The organism is Streptosporangium carneum (assembly GCF_027922005.1).
Taxonomy (GTDB): domain Bacteria; phylum Actinomycetota; class Actinomycetes; order Streptosporangiales; family Streptosporangiaceae; genus Streptosporangium; species Streptosporangium carneum.
Window position 1 is genome coordinate 296,032 of sequence record NZ_BSEV01000004.1, and the last position, 15,487, is coordinate 311,518.

A 15,487-nucleotide genomic window follows, 5' to 3' on the forward strand; every position below is an offset into this window, starting at 1 on the left:
TGACGCGGGGCCGGTGCGGGCGTTCAGGAGGCGGTGTTCACGCGCCAGGCGGGGAAGCCGTGCGTCCGGGCGCCGATCACCACGATCAGCACCGGCGCCAGGAGCACGAGGACGCTCCAGGGGAACGAGGCGGAGCCGAGAAGGCCGAGCAGGATCCCGCCGACGACTCCGCCGCCGGCCATGGCCACGTTCCACAAGGTCACGAGCATGGCCTGCGCGCTGTCCGCCGACTCGCCGCCCGCGTCGGCCACGGCGGTCTGCAGGAGGGTGGGGACGCCTCCCCAGCCGAGTCCCCACAGCGCGGCCGCGACATGGACCAGGGCGGGGACGTCGGCCAGCGTCGCCAGGACGGCGGCCGCGGCGGCGACCAGGAGGGTGCCGGCGATGGTGAGGGTTCGCAGCCTGCGGTGGATGTGGGCGCCCACGAACCAGATGCTCACCAGGGAGGCGGCGCCGAAGACGAGCAGCACCAGGTCGGTGGAGCCGCCCATGCCGAGCCGGTCGAGGAACGTGGCGATGTAGGTGTAGAGGATGGTGTGGGCCAGCACGAAGACCAGGGTGACGAACAGGACCGGCGCCACACCGGGGACGCGGAGAGCCCGCGACGCCGGGGCTCGGCTGTCTCGCCGTTGCCCGGGGTGGTCCGGGACCGTTGCGATCATCCATGCGATCACGGCGACGGTGAGCACGGTCACGATCGAGAACGTCACCTGCCAGCCGAGCGCTTCGCCGAGGAAGGTTCCCGCAGGCACTCCCAGCGACAGGGCGATCGGGATGCCGGTCATCACGATCGCGACCGCCTTGCCCTGCAGGTGAACGGGCGACATGCGGCGGGCGTACCCGGCCAGCAGCGCCCAGGCCAGGCCCGCGGCCACCCCGGCGACGAACCGGGCCGCCATGGTCAGGGGAAAGTCCACCGAGACCGCCGTGACCGTGTTGGCGACGGCGAATCCCGCCATGGCCGTCAACAGCAGCCGTTTGCGCCGCCACCCCGCTGTGGCCGCGGTCAGGGGGATCGCCGTGAGCGCCGTCCCGATCGCATAGATCGTCACTGCCTGCCCCATCGCGGGTTCGCTCGCCCCGAGGTCGGCGCTCATCGCGGGCAGCACGCCCGCGGGCAGGGTCTCGGTCAGGCTGGTGATGAAGACGGCGGTGGCCAGCGCCAGCAGCGCGGGCAGGGGAAGTCTCCGGTTCTCGGCTCCGGCGGGGGAACCGGCCGGCCGTGTGGTGTCACTCCGCATGGTGCGTATGCTCAAACCATCACATTGATGTGACGGTCAACGCGACAAGGTGTGAGGTCGATCACACGTCTTCCGGAGAGCCGCCGAAGCATGGCGACGCCGGCCGGGGACCGGATGCCCGGAGAAGCCGGAGACCTCTAGGCGAAGGTCCTGGCGAGCCAGTCCTGCCAGGCCCGCTCGCTCGTCTTCTCGTCCGCGTCGGAGAAGACATGGTGTGCCAGAACCACCACGTCACCCCGTTCCGCGCCGGAGTGGATGAACCTGTACAGCGCGTCATCGGTGCGCACTCCCAGGAAGGTGGGGAGAGCGGCGTAGTCGACCACGCCTTCGATCGGCGCGAGGCCGTCCGGGGCGCAGCTCACCCGGTCGCCTTCCGCGACCGTCCCGGTCAGCCCGAGCGCGTCCTTGAGGACCGCCCACGCGCGTTCCTGGTCGGCGGCCTGGAACTTCATGGCCGAGACGACCGTCGCGGGCCGGCCGGGGAAGTGGGCGAGGTACTCGGCCAGGGTGTGGAGGTACATGTCCCAGCCCGTCTTCATGGCTTCGTACTCGGCCTCCCAGTCGCCGGTCAGGAAGCCGCTCTGCACCAGCCTGAGCACGGTGCTGCCCCTGTCACGTCCTTCGATGAGCCATTCGAGCGCCATGAACGCCCCGTCCTCGCCCTCCTTCGTGCGATAGGCGAGGTGTTTCAACGGCTCCCAGACGGTGACCGTTGACTCTTCGGTCTGGCCCCCGACGGTCAGCCTCGTCGCGCCGCCCTCACCGGGCTCGATCTCGCTGCGCCCCATGAACCAGGAGTCCATGCCGGGGCCTGTGGCGATGGCCTCCCAGACCTGCTCGGGGGTCGCGTCGAGTTCGATCTCTTTGCGTACCTCGAATTCGCGGCCCAATTCATCGCTCCTTTGTTTCCGTGCCAGGCTGGTGGGGCCCGGTGTTCTCAGTGGCGCCGCTCGTGCCGGCGGCCGGAGAGGCGGGGGTGGGGTCGGGGTGGACGGCGACAATGACGCGGTGGTCGCGGCCTCCGGCGGCTGTCTCGTCGTGGTACTTGCTCACCAGGGCGGTCAGGGCCCCGGCGAGCTCCTCGGCGAAAGCGGCACGGTGGGCGGCGGAGGCGAAGCGGATGTGGCCGTCGACGGTGAAGGTGGCCAGGGGCTTGCCCACGTTGGCGGCGGCGGTGATGAGCTCGCCGACTTCACGGACGAGGCGGGCGGCGACGGCGAGCAACCAGCGCGCCGACAGGCCGTCGGGGGAGCGGGCGGGGTCCGGCTGCACGGCGGCCAGGGCGGTGGGGGAGATGACGTATGAGGCGGCGGTGGCCTGCATGAGGCGTTCGGTGACGTTGCCCTTGCGGCGCTGCTCGACCAGGGTGATCAGGCCGTGGCGCTCCAGCGCGTGCAGGTGATAGTTGATCTTCTGCCGGGGCAGGCCGAGCTGGGCCGCGAGCATGGTGGCCGAGGCCGGTTGCGCCAGGGCGGCCAGCAGGCGCGCCCGTATCGGGTCCAGGGACGCTTCGGCCGCCGCCGGGTCCTCGATCACCGCCACGTCCAACATGCCTTCACCCTTTCACCGACAAAATTTATTGTCAAGGGGATCCGGGGGCCGCCGGGATCAGCTGGCGCTCGGCACGCAGTTCCAGCTCGTACCGTCACGCCGTCGTGGTGGAGTTCCTGCAGATGCGGGCGGGCCCGGCTCCTGTGCGCGCTGGACGCGCTCACCCCACGGCAGGGGGGCAGACCAAGTACGCCGGAAAGGGCTAATAGCGCTGGTCAGGGTCACTGAGAAGTGACGGCTCGCGGTCCCAAGCCGAGGCCGGATTCTCCGAGGCGTGGTCCGGTGCGTCAGGATCCGGGGTCGGCTCGGGGCGGACACCGAACCCGGCCTGCCCCGGCAGCGCCGCCCCGACTTGGGCAGCGCCGCCCTTGGCCCGGTACGGCGTGCGGATCACCGGCCGCCCGCTTCCAGCGCGGTCGTGGCCTGGCCGGCACGCAGCTCGCGCAGGTCGGGGATGTGGTTGTACAGCGTGCCCGGGCTGACGCCGAGTAGCTTGGCGATCGAGGTGATCGAGTGCTCGGGGTTGGGCAGCAGGTCCCGGACGGCCCGGATGATCTCCGGCGTGATCACGGTCGGGCGGCCGCCGACGCGGCCCCGGGCCCGGGCGGCGGCCAGGCTCTCGCGGGTGCCGGCGACGATGAGCTCGCGGATGAACTCGGCCAGCGCGGCGAAGACGTGGAAGACCAGGCGCCCGCCCGGGGTGGTGGTGTCCAGACTCTCGTGCAGCGAGGTGAAGCCGATCTCCCGGCGGCGCAGCTCGCCGACCATGGCGATCAGGTCGGCAAGGGACCGGCCGTAGCGGTCCAGCGACGGCACCACCAGGGTGTCCCCGGCGGCCAAGAAGGCGTGGCAGGCGGCCAGCTCGGGCCGCTGCGCGGTCTTGCCCGACTTCTTGTCGGCGAAGATGCGGCGGCACCCGGCCGCGCTCAGGGCGTCGATCTGGCGTTCCAGCTTCTGGCCGCCGGTGGAGACGCGGGCATAGCCGATGCGGATCTGGCTGAGCCGGGCCGGGAAGGCGGCCAGCAGGTCGGCGGGCGGCTCCAGGATGCTGCCCACGCTCTCCATCCTCTCAACAAACGACCTTCGGAGGTTGTTGAAGGGGTTTTTGACGGGTTTCCGGGGCCCGTGGACGCCTCTTCTGATGATCGCCAGAAAACGATCGTTATTCGAAGCCTGAGGCGATCGCAGAGCGTGAAGACGATTGCTCTCAGCTACCTTGCGGCTCGGCGCAGCTAATGGAAGTGCAACCGCCCGTCAGGGAAGAACGGTTGTGCGGCCAGCCGGCCGGTGAGCACTTGGCGTAGCGGGGCCGTCGATGAGCCCTACCCGAAGATCGTGCCTCGGCCGGCCGGCGGGAAGGGTCGATGGCTGGTGGGATGAGGTGCCGGGGTTCGAGCACTTCGGGAGTACTGGGCCTGCTAGGCCGGGTCGCGGTACATCGGTGCCGGCTCTCCGTAGTGCACCCGTCGAACAGCACCGGGCAGGGCTTTGGTCAGAGCCTGGGACGCGTCGACGGAACATCCGACGGTGAACTCGATCTCCTCGTCGACCTCGCAGGCCAGGCACCAGGCTTGATCTTCGGGCCACACGAGGTGTGGGTCTTGATAGCCCAGCGCAGAGCCGTACCAGGCGAGGGTGGGCGCGTCGCCCAGTACTTCGACAGTGCCGGTGAAGAGCAGCATCTCTCGCTGAGGAATGTCCACCCGTGGCGCTTCAGGAGCTGGCGGGTTCCCGCCCGTCCACCCCTCCCAGATCGCCGCGTATCCGCTGGAAGGCGTGGCCGTGCATGTCGCGAGAGTCGAGAGTGCCACGCGAACGGCGCGATCTTCTCCCTCCGAGGCGACACCCTCCACCCCATGGGCAAAGGCGATACGCACGTACACGTCGAAGCCTGGTGGGCCGTAGCGAACAAGATCCCACCAATCGACATCAGCCCGGAGCAACCATCGAGCCGCGTCGGCATTCGGAGCGGGTCGCACCTCGGTCATATCCTCAGTCTGTCGCAACCGCAGGCGGTAACCGAGACCGGGGTTGAGCAGCATCGGAACGGCCAGTGACGTCAAGGAGCCCGGCGGGCCCGTCTTATAGCTCCTAACAGAATGATCTCCGTTGTGGTTTGATCTCTCGCTGTAGCGACAGCGGGAGGGTTGAGCGGGTTGGCGCGGCCGAAGCCGTGGGAGGTCAGCGACGAGCTGCGGGCGATCATCGAGCCGCTGTCGCCCCAACATCAGCGGCGGGCCCACCGGCCAGGGCGAAAGCGCCTGGATGATCGCTTGGCCCTGCAGGGCATCCTGTTCGTGCTGCACACCGGCATCGCCTGGGAGCACCTGCCCCAGGAACTCGGGTACGGCTCGGGCATGACGTGCTGGCGGCGGCACCAGCTGGGTGACGTCGTTGCGGTTGCCGCCGGTCAGGATCACCGCCAAAGGGATGCCGATGGCCTCGACGATCAGGTGGTGCTTGCTGCCGGATCGTCGACCGATTCCGCGGCCTGTGCATCCGCTGGGAGGTCCGCGACGACATGCACGAGGCCTTCATGACGCTGGTCGCATCGATCATTTGCCGGCGGCGCCTCGTCCGCTGATCATTCTGGTAGGAGTTGCAGCAAAGCACTACTGGGAGGAGTGCTTGTCGATGAGCACCGAGCGGGTCGCGTGCAATGATCCCAGGAGCTGTAGCCGGTCCGCGTCGGCGCTGCCCGGCTCGGCGGTGAGGACCAGCATGACCGGTCCGGGGTTGCCAGGCAGCGGATAGGTGTCCCAGTCCAGGACGATGTCGCCGGCCTCGGGGACCCGGAAGGTCTTGGTGCCGCTGACCGACGCGCGTACGTCGTGCCGGGCCCACAGCCGCCGGAACTCGGCGCTGCGGATGCTCAGCTCACCGACGATCGCGGTGGCACGCGGATGGGTGGGGTCGGTGGCGACGGCGGCGCGCATCATGCCGATGTAGTCCAGGGCCTGCCGCTCCCAGTCCGGGCAGCTCCGCTCGCCGGTCAGCGTGTCGTCGAACATCAGCAGGAGCATGTTGAGCCGGTGGCGCGGGTAGGCGTCCGGGTCGCCGAGCAGCGCCTGCGCCATCGGGTTCCAGTCGAGCAGGTCGAGGTGCCGACCGAGCACGACCGCCGGGGTGTCCATCACCCGCAGTAGCCGCCGTGTGCTGTCCGGCACTCTTTCCGGACCCCGGTCCACCCGGGTGGGTATCGGCCGGCGGGCGGCGCGGGCCAGGGCGAACAGATGCCGGCGTTCCCCGTCGTCGAGGCCGAGCGCCCCGGCGAGCGCGTCCAGGACATCGTCGGACGGGCGCACCTCACGGCCCTGCTCCATCCGCTGGTAGTAGTCGGTGCTCAGCCCGGCCAGCAGGGCCAGCTCCTCGCGCCGCAGCCCGGTGACCTTGCGCCGGCCGCCCGGCTCCAGGCCGACGGCGTGTGGACGCAGCCTGCTGCGCCGGGCCCGCAGGAAATCTCCGAGCTCACGGGCGTACGGATTGGTCATGCCGCAAGTGTGCCGCCTTGCTGGGCACCCATGGTAGGTCCCGCAGACCTAGGCAGCCGAGAACGATCGAGCCGGCTCGCGTTGCTCCTAACGTCGTCGGTCTACCGTACCGACAGCCGCAGGAGCAGCAGATGACCGGATGGACCGCCGATCGCATCCCCGACCAGCACGGCCGGATCGCCGTCGTGACCGGCGCGAACTCGGGCCTCGGCCTGATCACCGCGACCGAGCTGGCCCGCCACGGCGCCCATGTCGTGCTCGCCGTCCGCAACACCGCCGCCGGCGAGGAGGCCGCCCGCCGGATCGCCGGTGACGTGGAGGTGCGCGAGCTGGACCTGGCCTCCCTCGATTCGGTACGCGCGTTCGCGGCGAAGCTGGCCGCCGACCACCCAGTGATCGACCTGCTGGTCAACAACGCCGGCGTGGTGTTGCTCGGCCCGCGCCGCACCTCCGCCGACGGTTTCGAGCTGCAGCTCGGCACCAACATGCTGGGCCACTTCGCGCTGACCGGCCTGCTGCTCGGCAAGCTGGCCGCGGCGAGGCGATCCCGGGTGGTCAGTCTCAGCTCGATCACTCATAAGAACGCGCGCCTCGACTTCGACGACCTGATGTTCGAACGTGACTACCGGGCCGCTCCCGCCTACGGCCGGTCCAAGCTCGCCACCACGATCTTCGGCGTCGAGCTGGACCGCCGCCTGCACGCCGCCGGATCGTCGATCGTCAGCACGCTGGCCCACCCTGGTCTCACCCGCACCAACCTGACTCCACGTGCCTGGGAGCAGCGTGGCCGGTTCGGGCAGATGATCGCGCGGCTCGGCCTGCTGGTCACCCAGTCGGTGGAGCAGGGTGCGCTGCCGCAGTTGCGCGCCGCGACCGAGCCCGGTGTGCGGGGTGGCCAGTTCTTCGGGCCGTCCAGACTCTGGGAGACGCGGGGGCCGGTCACCGAGGCCCGGCTCAGCCGGGAGGCGGCCGATCCGGCCGTCGGCAAGCGGCTCTGGGCGGCGGCCGAGGAACTGACCGGCGTCAGCTACCTGTGAACCCTGTGGTCACCGGCCGGTCGGCGGCGATCCGCAGCGTCTCGACCAGCCACCTGATGCAATCTTGCACGACCGCCTCGGTCAGCCCCGTCGACCTGCGCACTGGTTGCGTCGAGCAGCAACCCGCCGGTCCGCTCCCACAAGCCGTCCGGCACGATCCACACAGGCTGCTCGCCTTTCCTCACGCGCAGATCAACGACCGTCCAGGTGGACGGAACGGCCAAGGTCATTTTGTAAGGCGTTGACCACCGAGGCGATCGCGGCATTCAACTTGGCGATGGTGATGTGCCGGTTGCGGACCATCGACAGCTCCCGGGCCGAGACCCCGGTCAGGTGCTTGGCCGCCTCGTACAGGCCCAGGTTGATGCCACCGGTGAAGATCGCCAGCGAGTAGCGGAACAACGCCTCTTTGATCTTCGGGTCGGAGCCTGAGGCCGGTCCGAAGTGGTGGTGCCAGCCCAGCCAGTGCGCGGTGCGCGCCACGATGGATAGCAGCGAGCGCTCGGGCATGCGCCGCTCGATCGCCGCCTCCAGATTCTCGGCGGCCTTCAGCGTCTCCTGGCCGCGCCGCCGCTTGACGGTCGGGGTGCCGTCCTCGGCGATCACCAGGTCGGTGTTGTCCTCGTACTCGGCGTCCAGGCGCGCGGCCGCGGCCAGATGCGCCCCGCGCAGCTGGGCGACGAAGGCGGCCGCGGTGTCCGGCAGCCCGACCTGGGCGCAGAAACCCTCCAGCAGCGGCTCGCACTGCTCCCACGGCAGCAGGTTGGCGCCCCAGTCGGCGTACTCGCCCGCGCCGACCACCGCGATGTCGCCGGTGCGCAGCTCCTCGGCCAGGTAGGTGAAGACCATCGCCTCGAAATGCCGGCGCGCCACCATGCCCGGCTGGTGCCGGTCGGTGACGGCACGCCACCAGTTGCCGGACCCGAACATGATCCCCGACTCAGGATCGCCGCCGCCGGCGATCGGCGGAGGCAACGGGATGAAGTCGCGCCGCAGCGCTTCATGAGCGCGTGCGTGCTCCAGTGCCACCAGCACCGAGTCGTCGGCGGAGGTGGCCTTAAACTCCAGCTTCGCTGCCAGGTCGAACATCACGGGGCGGTCTTGGCGAAGGACCGGTGCACCAGCACCTCGTAGTTGTCACCGTGGAAGGCCGCCACCGACTCGATGTCGGCCAGCTGCGCGCCGAACCCGCCCGCCTGCTGCACCACGGCCACCGCCCGCTCCGCCCCGCGTCCGCCTCCGGGCCGTCGGGGTCCAGATGCTCCAGCACGGTGCGGTAGGTGCCGATCAGCTTCTCACTGACCGTGCGTTGACGCTCGCGGATGTCCTCCAGCGCCGCCCGCGCCCTGCGCAGGTTGCTCGCCACCCGCTTGCACAGCATCTCCGCTAGGTCATCGCGGGCCCGCATCCGCGCGGCGTGCGCCAAGCACGCCAGCAGCGCCAACTGCTTGACCGGCTCGTACCGCGACAGGGTGTCGGCGTCCTGAGTGTCGGCCTCCCCGACGAAAATCAGCGATCTTCGTGGGGGCGACGCCCTCCAGCCACACCCCGGTGTCGCCGAGAGCATCGATCTCGTCCAGGTACTCGGCCTGCTTGCGAAAGCGCGACCAGCTCGCCCGCTGCGCCGGCTTCTTCAGCCGGTTGAACAGCGTCCGCCCGTCCGGCCCCGTCGTGGTCAGCAGAGCTCCGATGCGCTCTCGGCCCTCGGGACCCATGCGCTCGCAGATGCGAGCGAAGATCTCGGCGTTGACCCGCGCCCGGATCCGGGCGGCCATCTCATCCAGCGTGGTGAAGCCCGGCAGCTCCAGCGAGGCCTCGATCAAGCGCTCCAACGCCACATTGATCAGATCCGGCGGGTTGTTCTTGGCCAGCGCCGCCTTGCTCATGGCCTCGGCGGCAATCACCCGGGCCCGGGGCTGGTCATAGACCACGCCTGACGAGCACGGATCTTCTTACGGTGCCATTTGGCCGTGCTGGCGGCCCTGTGATCGGGTTCGACATCCTCGGCCAGGCCCAGACAGCGCCGCACGTGGTCGACGACGACCTGCGAGATCTCCTCCGGGGAGGGAAACCGCGCCATCTTCTGAAAGCACTTCAGCGCCAGCGCCAGCGCGAACAGCGCCTGCGGACTCCTGGCCAGCTCCTGAGCCCAGTCGGTCTCCTCGGCCGTCGGGGTGAAGAACGCATGCAGCACCCGCGCCGAGGTCAGGCGCTTGAACTGCGGGTAGGCGGTCCGCTCGATCGACGTCACCGGCGAGCCCTTCCTGCTGATCACTCCCAGGACCCGCAGACCCTAGCGACGGATGATCACAACAGACCGCACAGTTCATCGAACTGCAACCAAATCAACGCAGATGGTGACGCCTCAGCTATTGTCGTGGCCTCTGATCAGCCCTATTAGCCCTTTCCGGCGTACTTGGTCTGCCCCCCGGCAGCGCGATGGCTTCCTGGCCGGACTGCGAGCGTGGGCGGCCGAGATCGCCGAACAAGAATGAAGCCGCCGTCAGTCACAGCCGCCGGACGCCTTGGGCGCCGCCTTGGCCTTTGTGCCGACGCCGCCGAACAGGGCCAGACCGCTGACGACGATTCGCGGCGCCCCCCGCCCGCTGCGGACGGCGCTGCGGTCGAACGCGCCGAACAAGCCGAAGCCCTTGACCTCGACCTCCACGTCGTCGGGCACGACGACCTCCGTGTACCCCCACAGGGCGAAGGCGCGCACCCGGATCTCCCGCGCGGCGAAGCGGGCGTCGCGCAGGTCGATCTCACCGCCGCCAAACACCGACAACGACGTGAACACGCGCGGGGCGACCCAGCGGCCCTTGCGGCTGAACCAGCCGAACACGCTGATGGCGAATCGGGAACCGGGCTCGTCCGTCACCACCAGCGTGTCCGTCCGGGCCGGCTCGGGCAGGCCGCGCCCGGCGTGTGCGAGCTCGCCCTGAGTCCGGGCTCCGTAGATCTCGCTCAGTCGCTGGTCCAGCTCGGTCAGCTCGATTCGGCCCGCGGCGGCGGCGTCCTGGAGCCGCCGGGCCGCTCGCTCGCGGTCCTCGTCGGAGGGGCGCATCTGGCGGTCAGAGGTGAGGTCGGGGTGCTCGGCCATGCTCTCGGTCCTGTCTGCGCGATCAGCGGGTGGGGCCATCTTATTCTCCAAGCGGAGAACAAGTCAGCCGGCCGGCTCCAGCCCGGACTCCTCCACCATGTGGACGCCCATCATCCGGGCGAGCTGGATGCGGAATTCCGCCGCGTGCACCGGGTCGTCGGGATCGTGGCCCAGGCCCGCCAGCCACGACCGGCCGCCGACGGCGAAGCCGTACGCGGCCGAGAGCCCGATCAGCACAACCGCCTCGATGCGCGACCGGCTCGGCGCGTGCCGACCTGCGAGCGCGGCGCGTATCCCGGCCTCGATCGTGTCGATCAGCTCCACCAGCTCCGGCCGCGTGGCACCCCGGTAGTCGGCGTGCATCTCGGCCCAGACGAACAGGCGCAGATAGCGCTCGTCTGCCAGGGTGTCGAACACCACGTCCATGATTCCCGCCGCCAGCGGCACGCCGTCCTGGGTGCGGATGCGTTCACGCACCCGCGCTTCCATGTGATCGTTCTCGACGCGCAGCACCTCCCTGACCAGGGCGGCATAGCTGCCAAAGTAGTGGGACACGAGCCCGTGGGCGACACCGGCGGCCTCGGCGATCTGCCGCAGGCTGACGTTGTCCGGACCTCGCTGCCTGATCAGCTCGGCCGCCGCCGCCAGCAGCTCGGCGCGTGATTCCGCAGGGTCGCGCCTGCGTCTGGGTGCCATGACCGGCAGTTTATTGTCCACTGGTCAACAAGGGAGCCGGAGCCGTACGTTGTCGCCGACCCCGACCCCGACCCCGACCAGGAGCGCTGGCACGGGTACCTTCGCGGTCCTGGCCGCGGCCGCCGAGTACGAGCTGGAACTGCGCGCCGAGCGCCAGGCCGACGGGATCGTCGCCACCAAGCGCCGCGAGGCCACCGGCGCCATGCTGCCCGGCAAGAAGAAGACCGGCCGACCGCGCGGAGCTGGCGACACTGCGTCGCCTGGTCGACAACGGCGTCTCGGTCACCGAGCCGCCCGCACCCTCAAGATGCCGCTCCACCGCCTAAGCAGCCCTCGCGCAACGCTGACCAGCGGATATCTCACCTCGCGGCCCGTTTCTGCCGTACTCCGGTGGCACCCCTCCAGGGCAGGAAGGCGGCACTCGCCACACACAGGATCCCGGCGAGGAGGAGGGATCCTCTGGCGGACATGGCCGTGGCGAGCGCGCCGCCCAAGGCGATGAACAGGGGCTGCACGCTCTTGGCGCTGACCGACCAGGCGGTGCCGACGCGAGCCATGACGTGATCCGGAGTATGGTCCATCCGGTAGGTGCTGAAGATCGGGTTGAAGACGCCCGCGCACAGCAGCAACAGGAACTCCACCAGAGTGATCACGGCGACGGCCGACGGCCCGCTTCCCACGAACGCCAGCGGGATCAGCCAGATCGTCCTGGCCGCCCCGAACACGACCAGAGACCTCCTCTCGCCCAGCACGGCGGCCAGCCTGGGGGAGAGCGTCGCTCCGAGGAGACCGCCGACACAAGGGACTCCGAGGGCGATGCCGTACTCGACAGGGGAGGCTTTCATGTCTTCGAGCATCAGGACGGCCGTGATCGGCACGCTCCACATGATCGCGCCACCGAAGACCATGGCGTTGACGTACAGGACGCGCAGGCCGGGATGGCGCATGATGAACACCCAGCCCGCGAACAGCTCCCTCCTCGACCAGCCGCCCTCCGGCGCGGTCCGGGGAGCGGGGGCGGCTGGTGTGATCCTTCGTAGCAGCACCGCCGAAGCGAGATAGCTCAGGGCGTCGGCGACCAACGTGATCATCGGCCCTGCCAGCCCGATCAGCGCGCCGCCGACAGGGGGACCCGCCGACTGGGTGACCCAGTTGACGGTCTCCAGCCGGGCATTGGCCAGGGTGCGACGATCGGGTTCGACCGTGTGCCTGACATAGGCGAGGCTGGCCGAGCCGTGGGCGATCGCGCCACTCGTCTGGAGCACCGCGACCAGGCACAGATGCGTGAACGTCAGGCCGCCCAACAGGGCCGCCACCGGAACACTGGCGATCGCGAGGAACTGCAGCAGGTCGCTGACGACCATGACGGCGCGCCTGTCGGTGCGATCCACCAGGTTTCCCACGGGAAGAGTGATGATCGCACTGGCCATGGAGCCGATGACCGCCAGCAGCGAGACCTGGAGAGGACCGGCGTGGAGGACGACGATGGCGATCAGCGGCAGCGCCCCGGCGCTCAGAGCGGATCCGGCGGCACTGACCGTGTGGGACCGCCAGAGGCGGGCGAAGTCCGCGCCCGACCCGTTCGCGCGAAGGCCTGGCCTCGCCTGGAGCCTCGCCTTTCGTGACACGGTCACCAGCGGGCTCCTCAACGGATTGATCGGCCCGCCCAGTGTTCCACACCGGACAGGTGAGCGTGCCCGAGACGTCAGCCGCGGAACGGCTGGTACGTCAGCTGCTTGACCCGTCGCAGGAACGGCATGGTCTCCACGTGTTCGACTCCGTCGAGCGCGCCGACCCCGCCACTCAGATAGTCGTAGAGGTGGGCGGTGTCCCTGGTGACCACGACGGCCATCAGGTTGGACGAACCCGTGGTCGCGACGGCGTAGGCGATCTCCTGATGGGCGGCGAGGGCCTCGCCCACCGCGTTCAGGGAGCGTGGCGCGGCGGTGATGCTCAGCATCGCCGCGTTGTGGAAGCCGAAGCGCTCGGGGTTGAACTCGACGTCGATGTACATCGCCCCCGAGCCGACGAGCTGTGCCAGCCTGCGCTTGATCGCGGATTCCGAGCGGCCTGTCGCCTTCTGGAGCTCCGGATAGGTCGCACGGCCGTCGCGCTCGAGGGCGGCGACCAGCGACTCGTCCTCCTCGCTGATCAGGGCGGGCCCCGGGTGCGGGTGCGGCTCGGGGGTGAGCGCGGCGGCCTCGGCCTCCGTGAGCGCGCCGTTCTTGGCGAGCCAGCCGACAGGGCCGCCGTAGAAGCGGTGCAGCAGCTGGTGCGCGCGGACCTCGACGATGTGCGGGGTGCGCGGCAGCTTGCCGAGCAGCAGTTCGTCGCTTTCGTCGCGGGTGCGGGCGCGGGTCGTGCAGGTCACCTCCGTGCCGCCCGAGGTGAGGCCGATCCACGCCGTTCCGGGGCGTCTGGCCAGCGCGTCCGCGATGGTCACGGCTCCGTCGGGCGTACAGCGCAGCCGCAGCATCCAGTGCTCGAGGCCCGGCTTGTCGGCGGCGCAGCGGACGGCGACCACCCGCAGCCCCGCTTCCGCGCGCAGCCTGCGAAAGCGGCGCGCCACGGTCTGGTCGGACACGCCGAGCACGGCGGCGATCCGGCTGAAGGGGAGGCGGGCGTCGAGCTCCAGGGCCTGCATCAGCTTCAGGTCAATGTCATCGAACTTGGGGGATTCCATGTAGAAAGGCCTTTCCTATGTCGGATTCCGGCGCTTTTCCAGCCATGGCTGGCGACATCGACCGTGCACGTCTGATCGTACGGGAGTGGTCGAAGACCACGCCGTGCGTGCCGTGCGCCTGCCGTTCGGACGCACACTCGCTGCTCGGGCCGTACAGGGGGAGAAATGCGCAAGTGGGGACCGCTGGTCGCGGTCTGTCTGGGGACGTTCATGCTGCTGCTCGACGTCTCGATCGTCGTGGTGGCGCTGCCTGACATGGCCGGAGGGTTGAACGCCTCGCTCTCCGATCTGCAGTGGGTCATCGACGGCTACGCGCTGACGCTCGCCGCGCTGCTGCTCGGCGCGGGCGCCACCGCCGACCTGCTGGGCAGGCGCAGGGTCCATGTGGCGGGCGTCGTGCTCTTCGCGGCGGCCTCACTGGCCTGCGGGCTGGCGACGTCGCCCGTGACACTGGTGGCGGCGCGCGGGGTTCAAGGAGTGGGGGCGGCCGCGATGTTCGCGACCACGCTGCCGCTGCTCGGCTCGGTGTACCAGGGCAGGCGGCGTTCGGTCGCGCTCGGTCTGTGGGGGGCGGTCAGCGGCGGTGCGGCGGCGATCGGCCCGGTGGTCGGCGGCCTGCTGACCGAAGGCCCCGGCTGGCGCTGGATCTTCTTCGTCAACCTGCCGGTGAGTGTGGCGGCGATCTGGCTGACCCGGCGCACCGTCCCCGAGTCGCGCGCCGCGCGGGGCGGACGGCTCGACTGGGCGGGCACGGTGACGTTCGCGTGCTTCGCGGGCGCGACGACATACGCGGTCATGCGGGCGGGCGGCCTCGGGTGGGTCTCAACGCCCACCCTGACCGCGTTCGGGATCGCGGCGCTCGCACTGGTCTGCTTCGTGCTCGTCGAACGCAGGACGGCCCATCCGCTGCTGGATCTGTCGCTGTTCGGCAAGCCCGCGTTCGCGGGAGTGACGGTGGGGGCGCTCGCCTACAGCGTGGCCGCCTTCGCGGTGCTGCCGTACACCTCGATCTGGCTGCAGACGGTGCTCGGGCTCGGTCCGGTGCACGCCGGTCTCGCCGTGCTGCCGTTGGCCGCGACGGGCTTCGTGGTGGCGGCGGCCGGTGGCCGGCTGCTGCACGGGGTGCGACCGCGCCTGACGATCGGCGCGGGTCTGGCGCTGCTCGGCGCGGGCGCCCTCGCGCAGGCCGTCCTGGACGCGGGCTCCTCGTGGACGGCGCTGCTGCCGGGGCTGGTACTGGCGGGCCTCGGCACGGGACTGGTGGCTCCCGCGCTCGCGGGCGCCGCGCTCGCCGCAGTGCCGCCGGAGCGCGCGGGCATGGCGGGCGGCGCGGTCAACACGTTCAGGCAGCTCGGGTACGCCTTCGGGGTCGCCGCCTTCGGCACGGTGCTGACCTCCCGCATGGAGGACACGCTCGCCCCCGGCCAGGCCCACGCGCTCGCGGGCGGAGGCGCGTCCTGGCTGCGCGGGACGGGCGTCTCCGAGCACGCGCTGCGCGCGGCGTTCGCCTCAGGACTGAACGCGGCGGCGCTTGTCGCCGGCGTCGTCGGGCTGCTCGCCGGGGTCACAGTGCTGGTGCTGGTGCGGGAGCCACGCCCTGTCGAGCGGGAGACGCCGGAGGCGGGGGAGAGCGTCCCGGTGTCCCTTCACGAGAACGTCCCGGGAAACCCCTGACCACGTCCAGCCGC

General features: G+C 70.2%; 12 protein-coding genes and 3 pseudogenes. 3 read left to right on the forward strand and 12 right to left on the reverse strand.

The window, feature by feature from the left end; translation table 11 throughout:
- Positions 1-23 precede the first annotated feature (23 nt).
- The 5 genes from PKF00_RS13030 to PKF00_RS13050 form a co-directional block, all read right to left on the reverse strand.
- On the reverse strand, positions 24-1,241 hold the full coding sequence (locus PKF00_RS13030) for an MFS transporter (RefSeq protein WP_271217713.1): 1,218 nt from the start codon (positions 1,239-1,241) through the stop codon (positions 24-26).
- Positions 1,242-1,378: 137 nt separating this feature from the next.
- Positions 1,379-2,131, reverse strand: coding sequence for an SRPBCC family protein (locus PKF00_RS13035; protein ID WP_271217714.1), 753 nt, complete (start codon positions 2,129-2,131; stop codon positions 1,379-1,381).
- A 1-nt stretch (position 2,132) separates the two neighbouring features.
- Entirely contained in the window at positions 2,133-2,792 is a 660-nt protein-coding gene (locus PKF00_RS13040) for an ArsR/SmtB family transcription factor (RefSeq protein ID WP_271217715.1), read from the reverse strand.
- A 390-nt stretch (positions 2,793-3,182) separates the two neighbouring features.
- Entirely contained in the window at positions 3,183-3,848 is a 666-nt protein-coding gene (locus PKF00_RS13045; RefSeq protein WP_271217716.1) for a recombinase family protein, read from the reverse strand.
- A gap of 362 nt (positions 3,849-4,210) precedes the next feature.
- On the reverse strand, positions 4,211-4,780 hold the full coding sequence (locus tag PKF00_RS13050) for a hypothetical protein (protein WP_271217717.1): 570 nt from the start codon (positions 4,778-4,780) through the stop codon (positions 4,211-4,213).
- A 168-nt stretch (positions 4,781-4,948) separates the two neighbouring features.
- Between PKF00_RS13050 and PKF00_RS13055 the strand changes: the two are divergent.
- Positions 4,949-5,167, forward strand: a pseudogene (locus PKF00_RS13055) (transposase); the annotation flags it as partial.
- On the opposite strand, the pseudogene PKF00_RS13060 reads toward PKF00_RS13055, so the two are convergent.
- Positions 5,165-5,266: pseudogene (locus tag PKF00_RS13060) on the reverse strand (IS5/IS1182 family transposase); the annotation flags it as partial. The pseudogenes PKF00_RS13055 and PKF00_RS13060 sit on opposite strands and share 3 nt — an antisense overlap.
- A 138-nt stretch (positions 5,267-5,404) precedes the next feature.
- A complete protein-coding gene (locus PKF00_RS13065) occupies positions 5,405-6,283 on the reverse strand; it encodes a helix-turn-helix transcriptional regulator (RefSeq protein WP_271217718.1) in 879 nt (292 codons plus the stop codon).
- A 131-nt stretch (positions 6,284-6,414) separates the two neighbouring features.
- Here PKF00_RS13065 and PKF00_RS13070 point away from each other — a divergent pair, with 131 nt between their 5' ends.
- Positions 6,415-7,320, forward strand: a complete 906-nt coding sequence (locus PKF00_RS13070) for an oxidoreductase (protein WP_271217719.1) — start codon at positions 6,415-6,417, stop codon at positions 7,318-7,320.
- A 237-nt stretch (positions 7,321-7,557) separates the two neighbouring features.
- Here PKF00_RS13070 and PKF00_RS45180 read toward each other — a convergent pair.
- The 5 genes and pseudogenes from PKF00_RS45180 to PKF00_RS13110 form a co-directional block, all read right to left on the reverse strand.
- A pseudogene (locus PKF00_RS45180) lies at positions 7,558-9,571 on the reverse strand (DUF4158 domain-containing protein); the annotation flags it as partial.
- A gap of 252 nt (positions 9,572-9,823) precedes the next feature.
- Entirely contained in the window at positions 9,824-10,420 is a 597-nt protein-coding gene (locus PKF00_RS13095) for a DUF1707 SHOCT-like domain-containing protein (RefSeq protein ID WP_271217724.1), read from the reverse strand.
- 63 nt (positions 10,421-10,483) lie between these two features.
- Positions 10,484-11,116 carry a TetR/AcrR family transcriptional regulator gene (locus PKF00_RS13100; protein WP_271217725.1) on the reverse strand — a complete coding sequence of 211 codons (633 nt, stop codon included), beginning with the start codon at positions 11,114-11,116 and terminating at the stop codon, positions 10,484-10,486.
- A gap of 359 nt (positions 11,117-11,475) precedes the next feature.
- Complete coding sequence (locus PKF00_RS13105) at positions 11,476-12,750, reverse strand: MFS transporter (protein WP_271217726.1); 1,275 nt, start codon at positions 12,748-12,750, stop codon at positions 11,476-11,478.
- A gap of 71 nt (positions 12,751-12,821) precedes the next feature.
- A complete protein-coding gene (locus tag PKF00_RS13110; protein WP_271217727.1) occupies positions 12,822-13,799 on the reverse strand; it encodes an Lrp/AsnC family transcriptional regulator in 978 nt (325 codons plus the stop codon).
- Between the two features lie 165 nt (positions 13,800-13,964).
- Between PKF00_RS13110 and PKF00_RS13115 the strand changes: the two genes are divergently transcribed.
- The gene (locus PKF00_RS13115; RefSeq protein ID WP_271217728.1) at positions 13,965-15,473 is read left to right on the forward strand and encodes an MFS transporter; all 1,509 of its coding nucleotides are present in this window, start codon (positions 13,965-13,967) and stop codon (positions 15,471-15,473) included.
- The last annotated feature ends 14 nt before the right edge of the window (positions 15,474-15,487 follow it).

Excerpts from the sequence above, each read along its gene's own strand:
- PKF00_RS13070 (WP_271217719.1), top strand. The coding sequence starts at position 6,415 with ATGACCGGATGGACCGCCGATCGCATCCCCGACCAGCACGGCCGGATC.
- PKF00_RS13095 (WP_271217724.1), bottom strand. The coding sequence starts at position 10,420 with ATGGCCGAGCACCCCGACCTCACCTCTGACCGCCAGATGCGCCCCTCC.
- PKF00_RS13100 (WP_271217725.1), bottom strand. The coding sequence starts at position 11,116 with ATGGCACCCAGACGCAGGCGCGACCCTGCGGAATCACGCGCCGAGCTG.
- PKF00_RS13050 (WP_271217717.1), bottom strand. The coding sequence starts at position 4,780 with ATGACCGAGGTGCGACCCGCTCCGAATGCCGACGCGGCTCGATGGTTG.
- PKF00_RS13065 (WP_271217718.1), bottom strand. The coding sequence starts at position 6,283 with ATGACCAATCCGTACGCCCGTGAGCTCGGAGATTTCCTGCGGGCCCGG.
- PKF00_RS13030 (WP_271217713.1), bottom strand. The coding sequence starts at position 1,241 with ATGCGGAGTGACACCACACGGCCGGCCGGTTCCCCCGCCGGAGCCGAG.
- PKF00_RS13040 (WP_271217715.1), bottom strand. The coding sequence starts at position 2,792 with ATGTTGGACGTGGCGGTGATCGAGGACCCGGCGGCGGCCGAAGCGTCC.
- PKF00_RS13115 (WP_271217728.1), top strand. The coding sequence starts at position 13,965 with ATGCGCAAGTGGGGACCGCTGGTCGCGGTCTGTCTGGGGACGTTCATG.
- PKF00_RS13110 (WP_271217727.1), bottom strand. The coding sequence starts at position 13,799 with ATGGAATCCCCCAAGTTCGATGACATTGACCTGAAGCTGATGCAGGCC.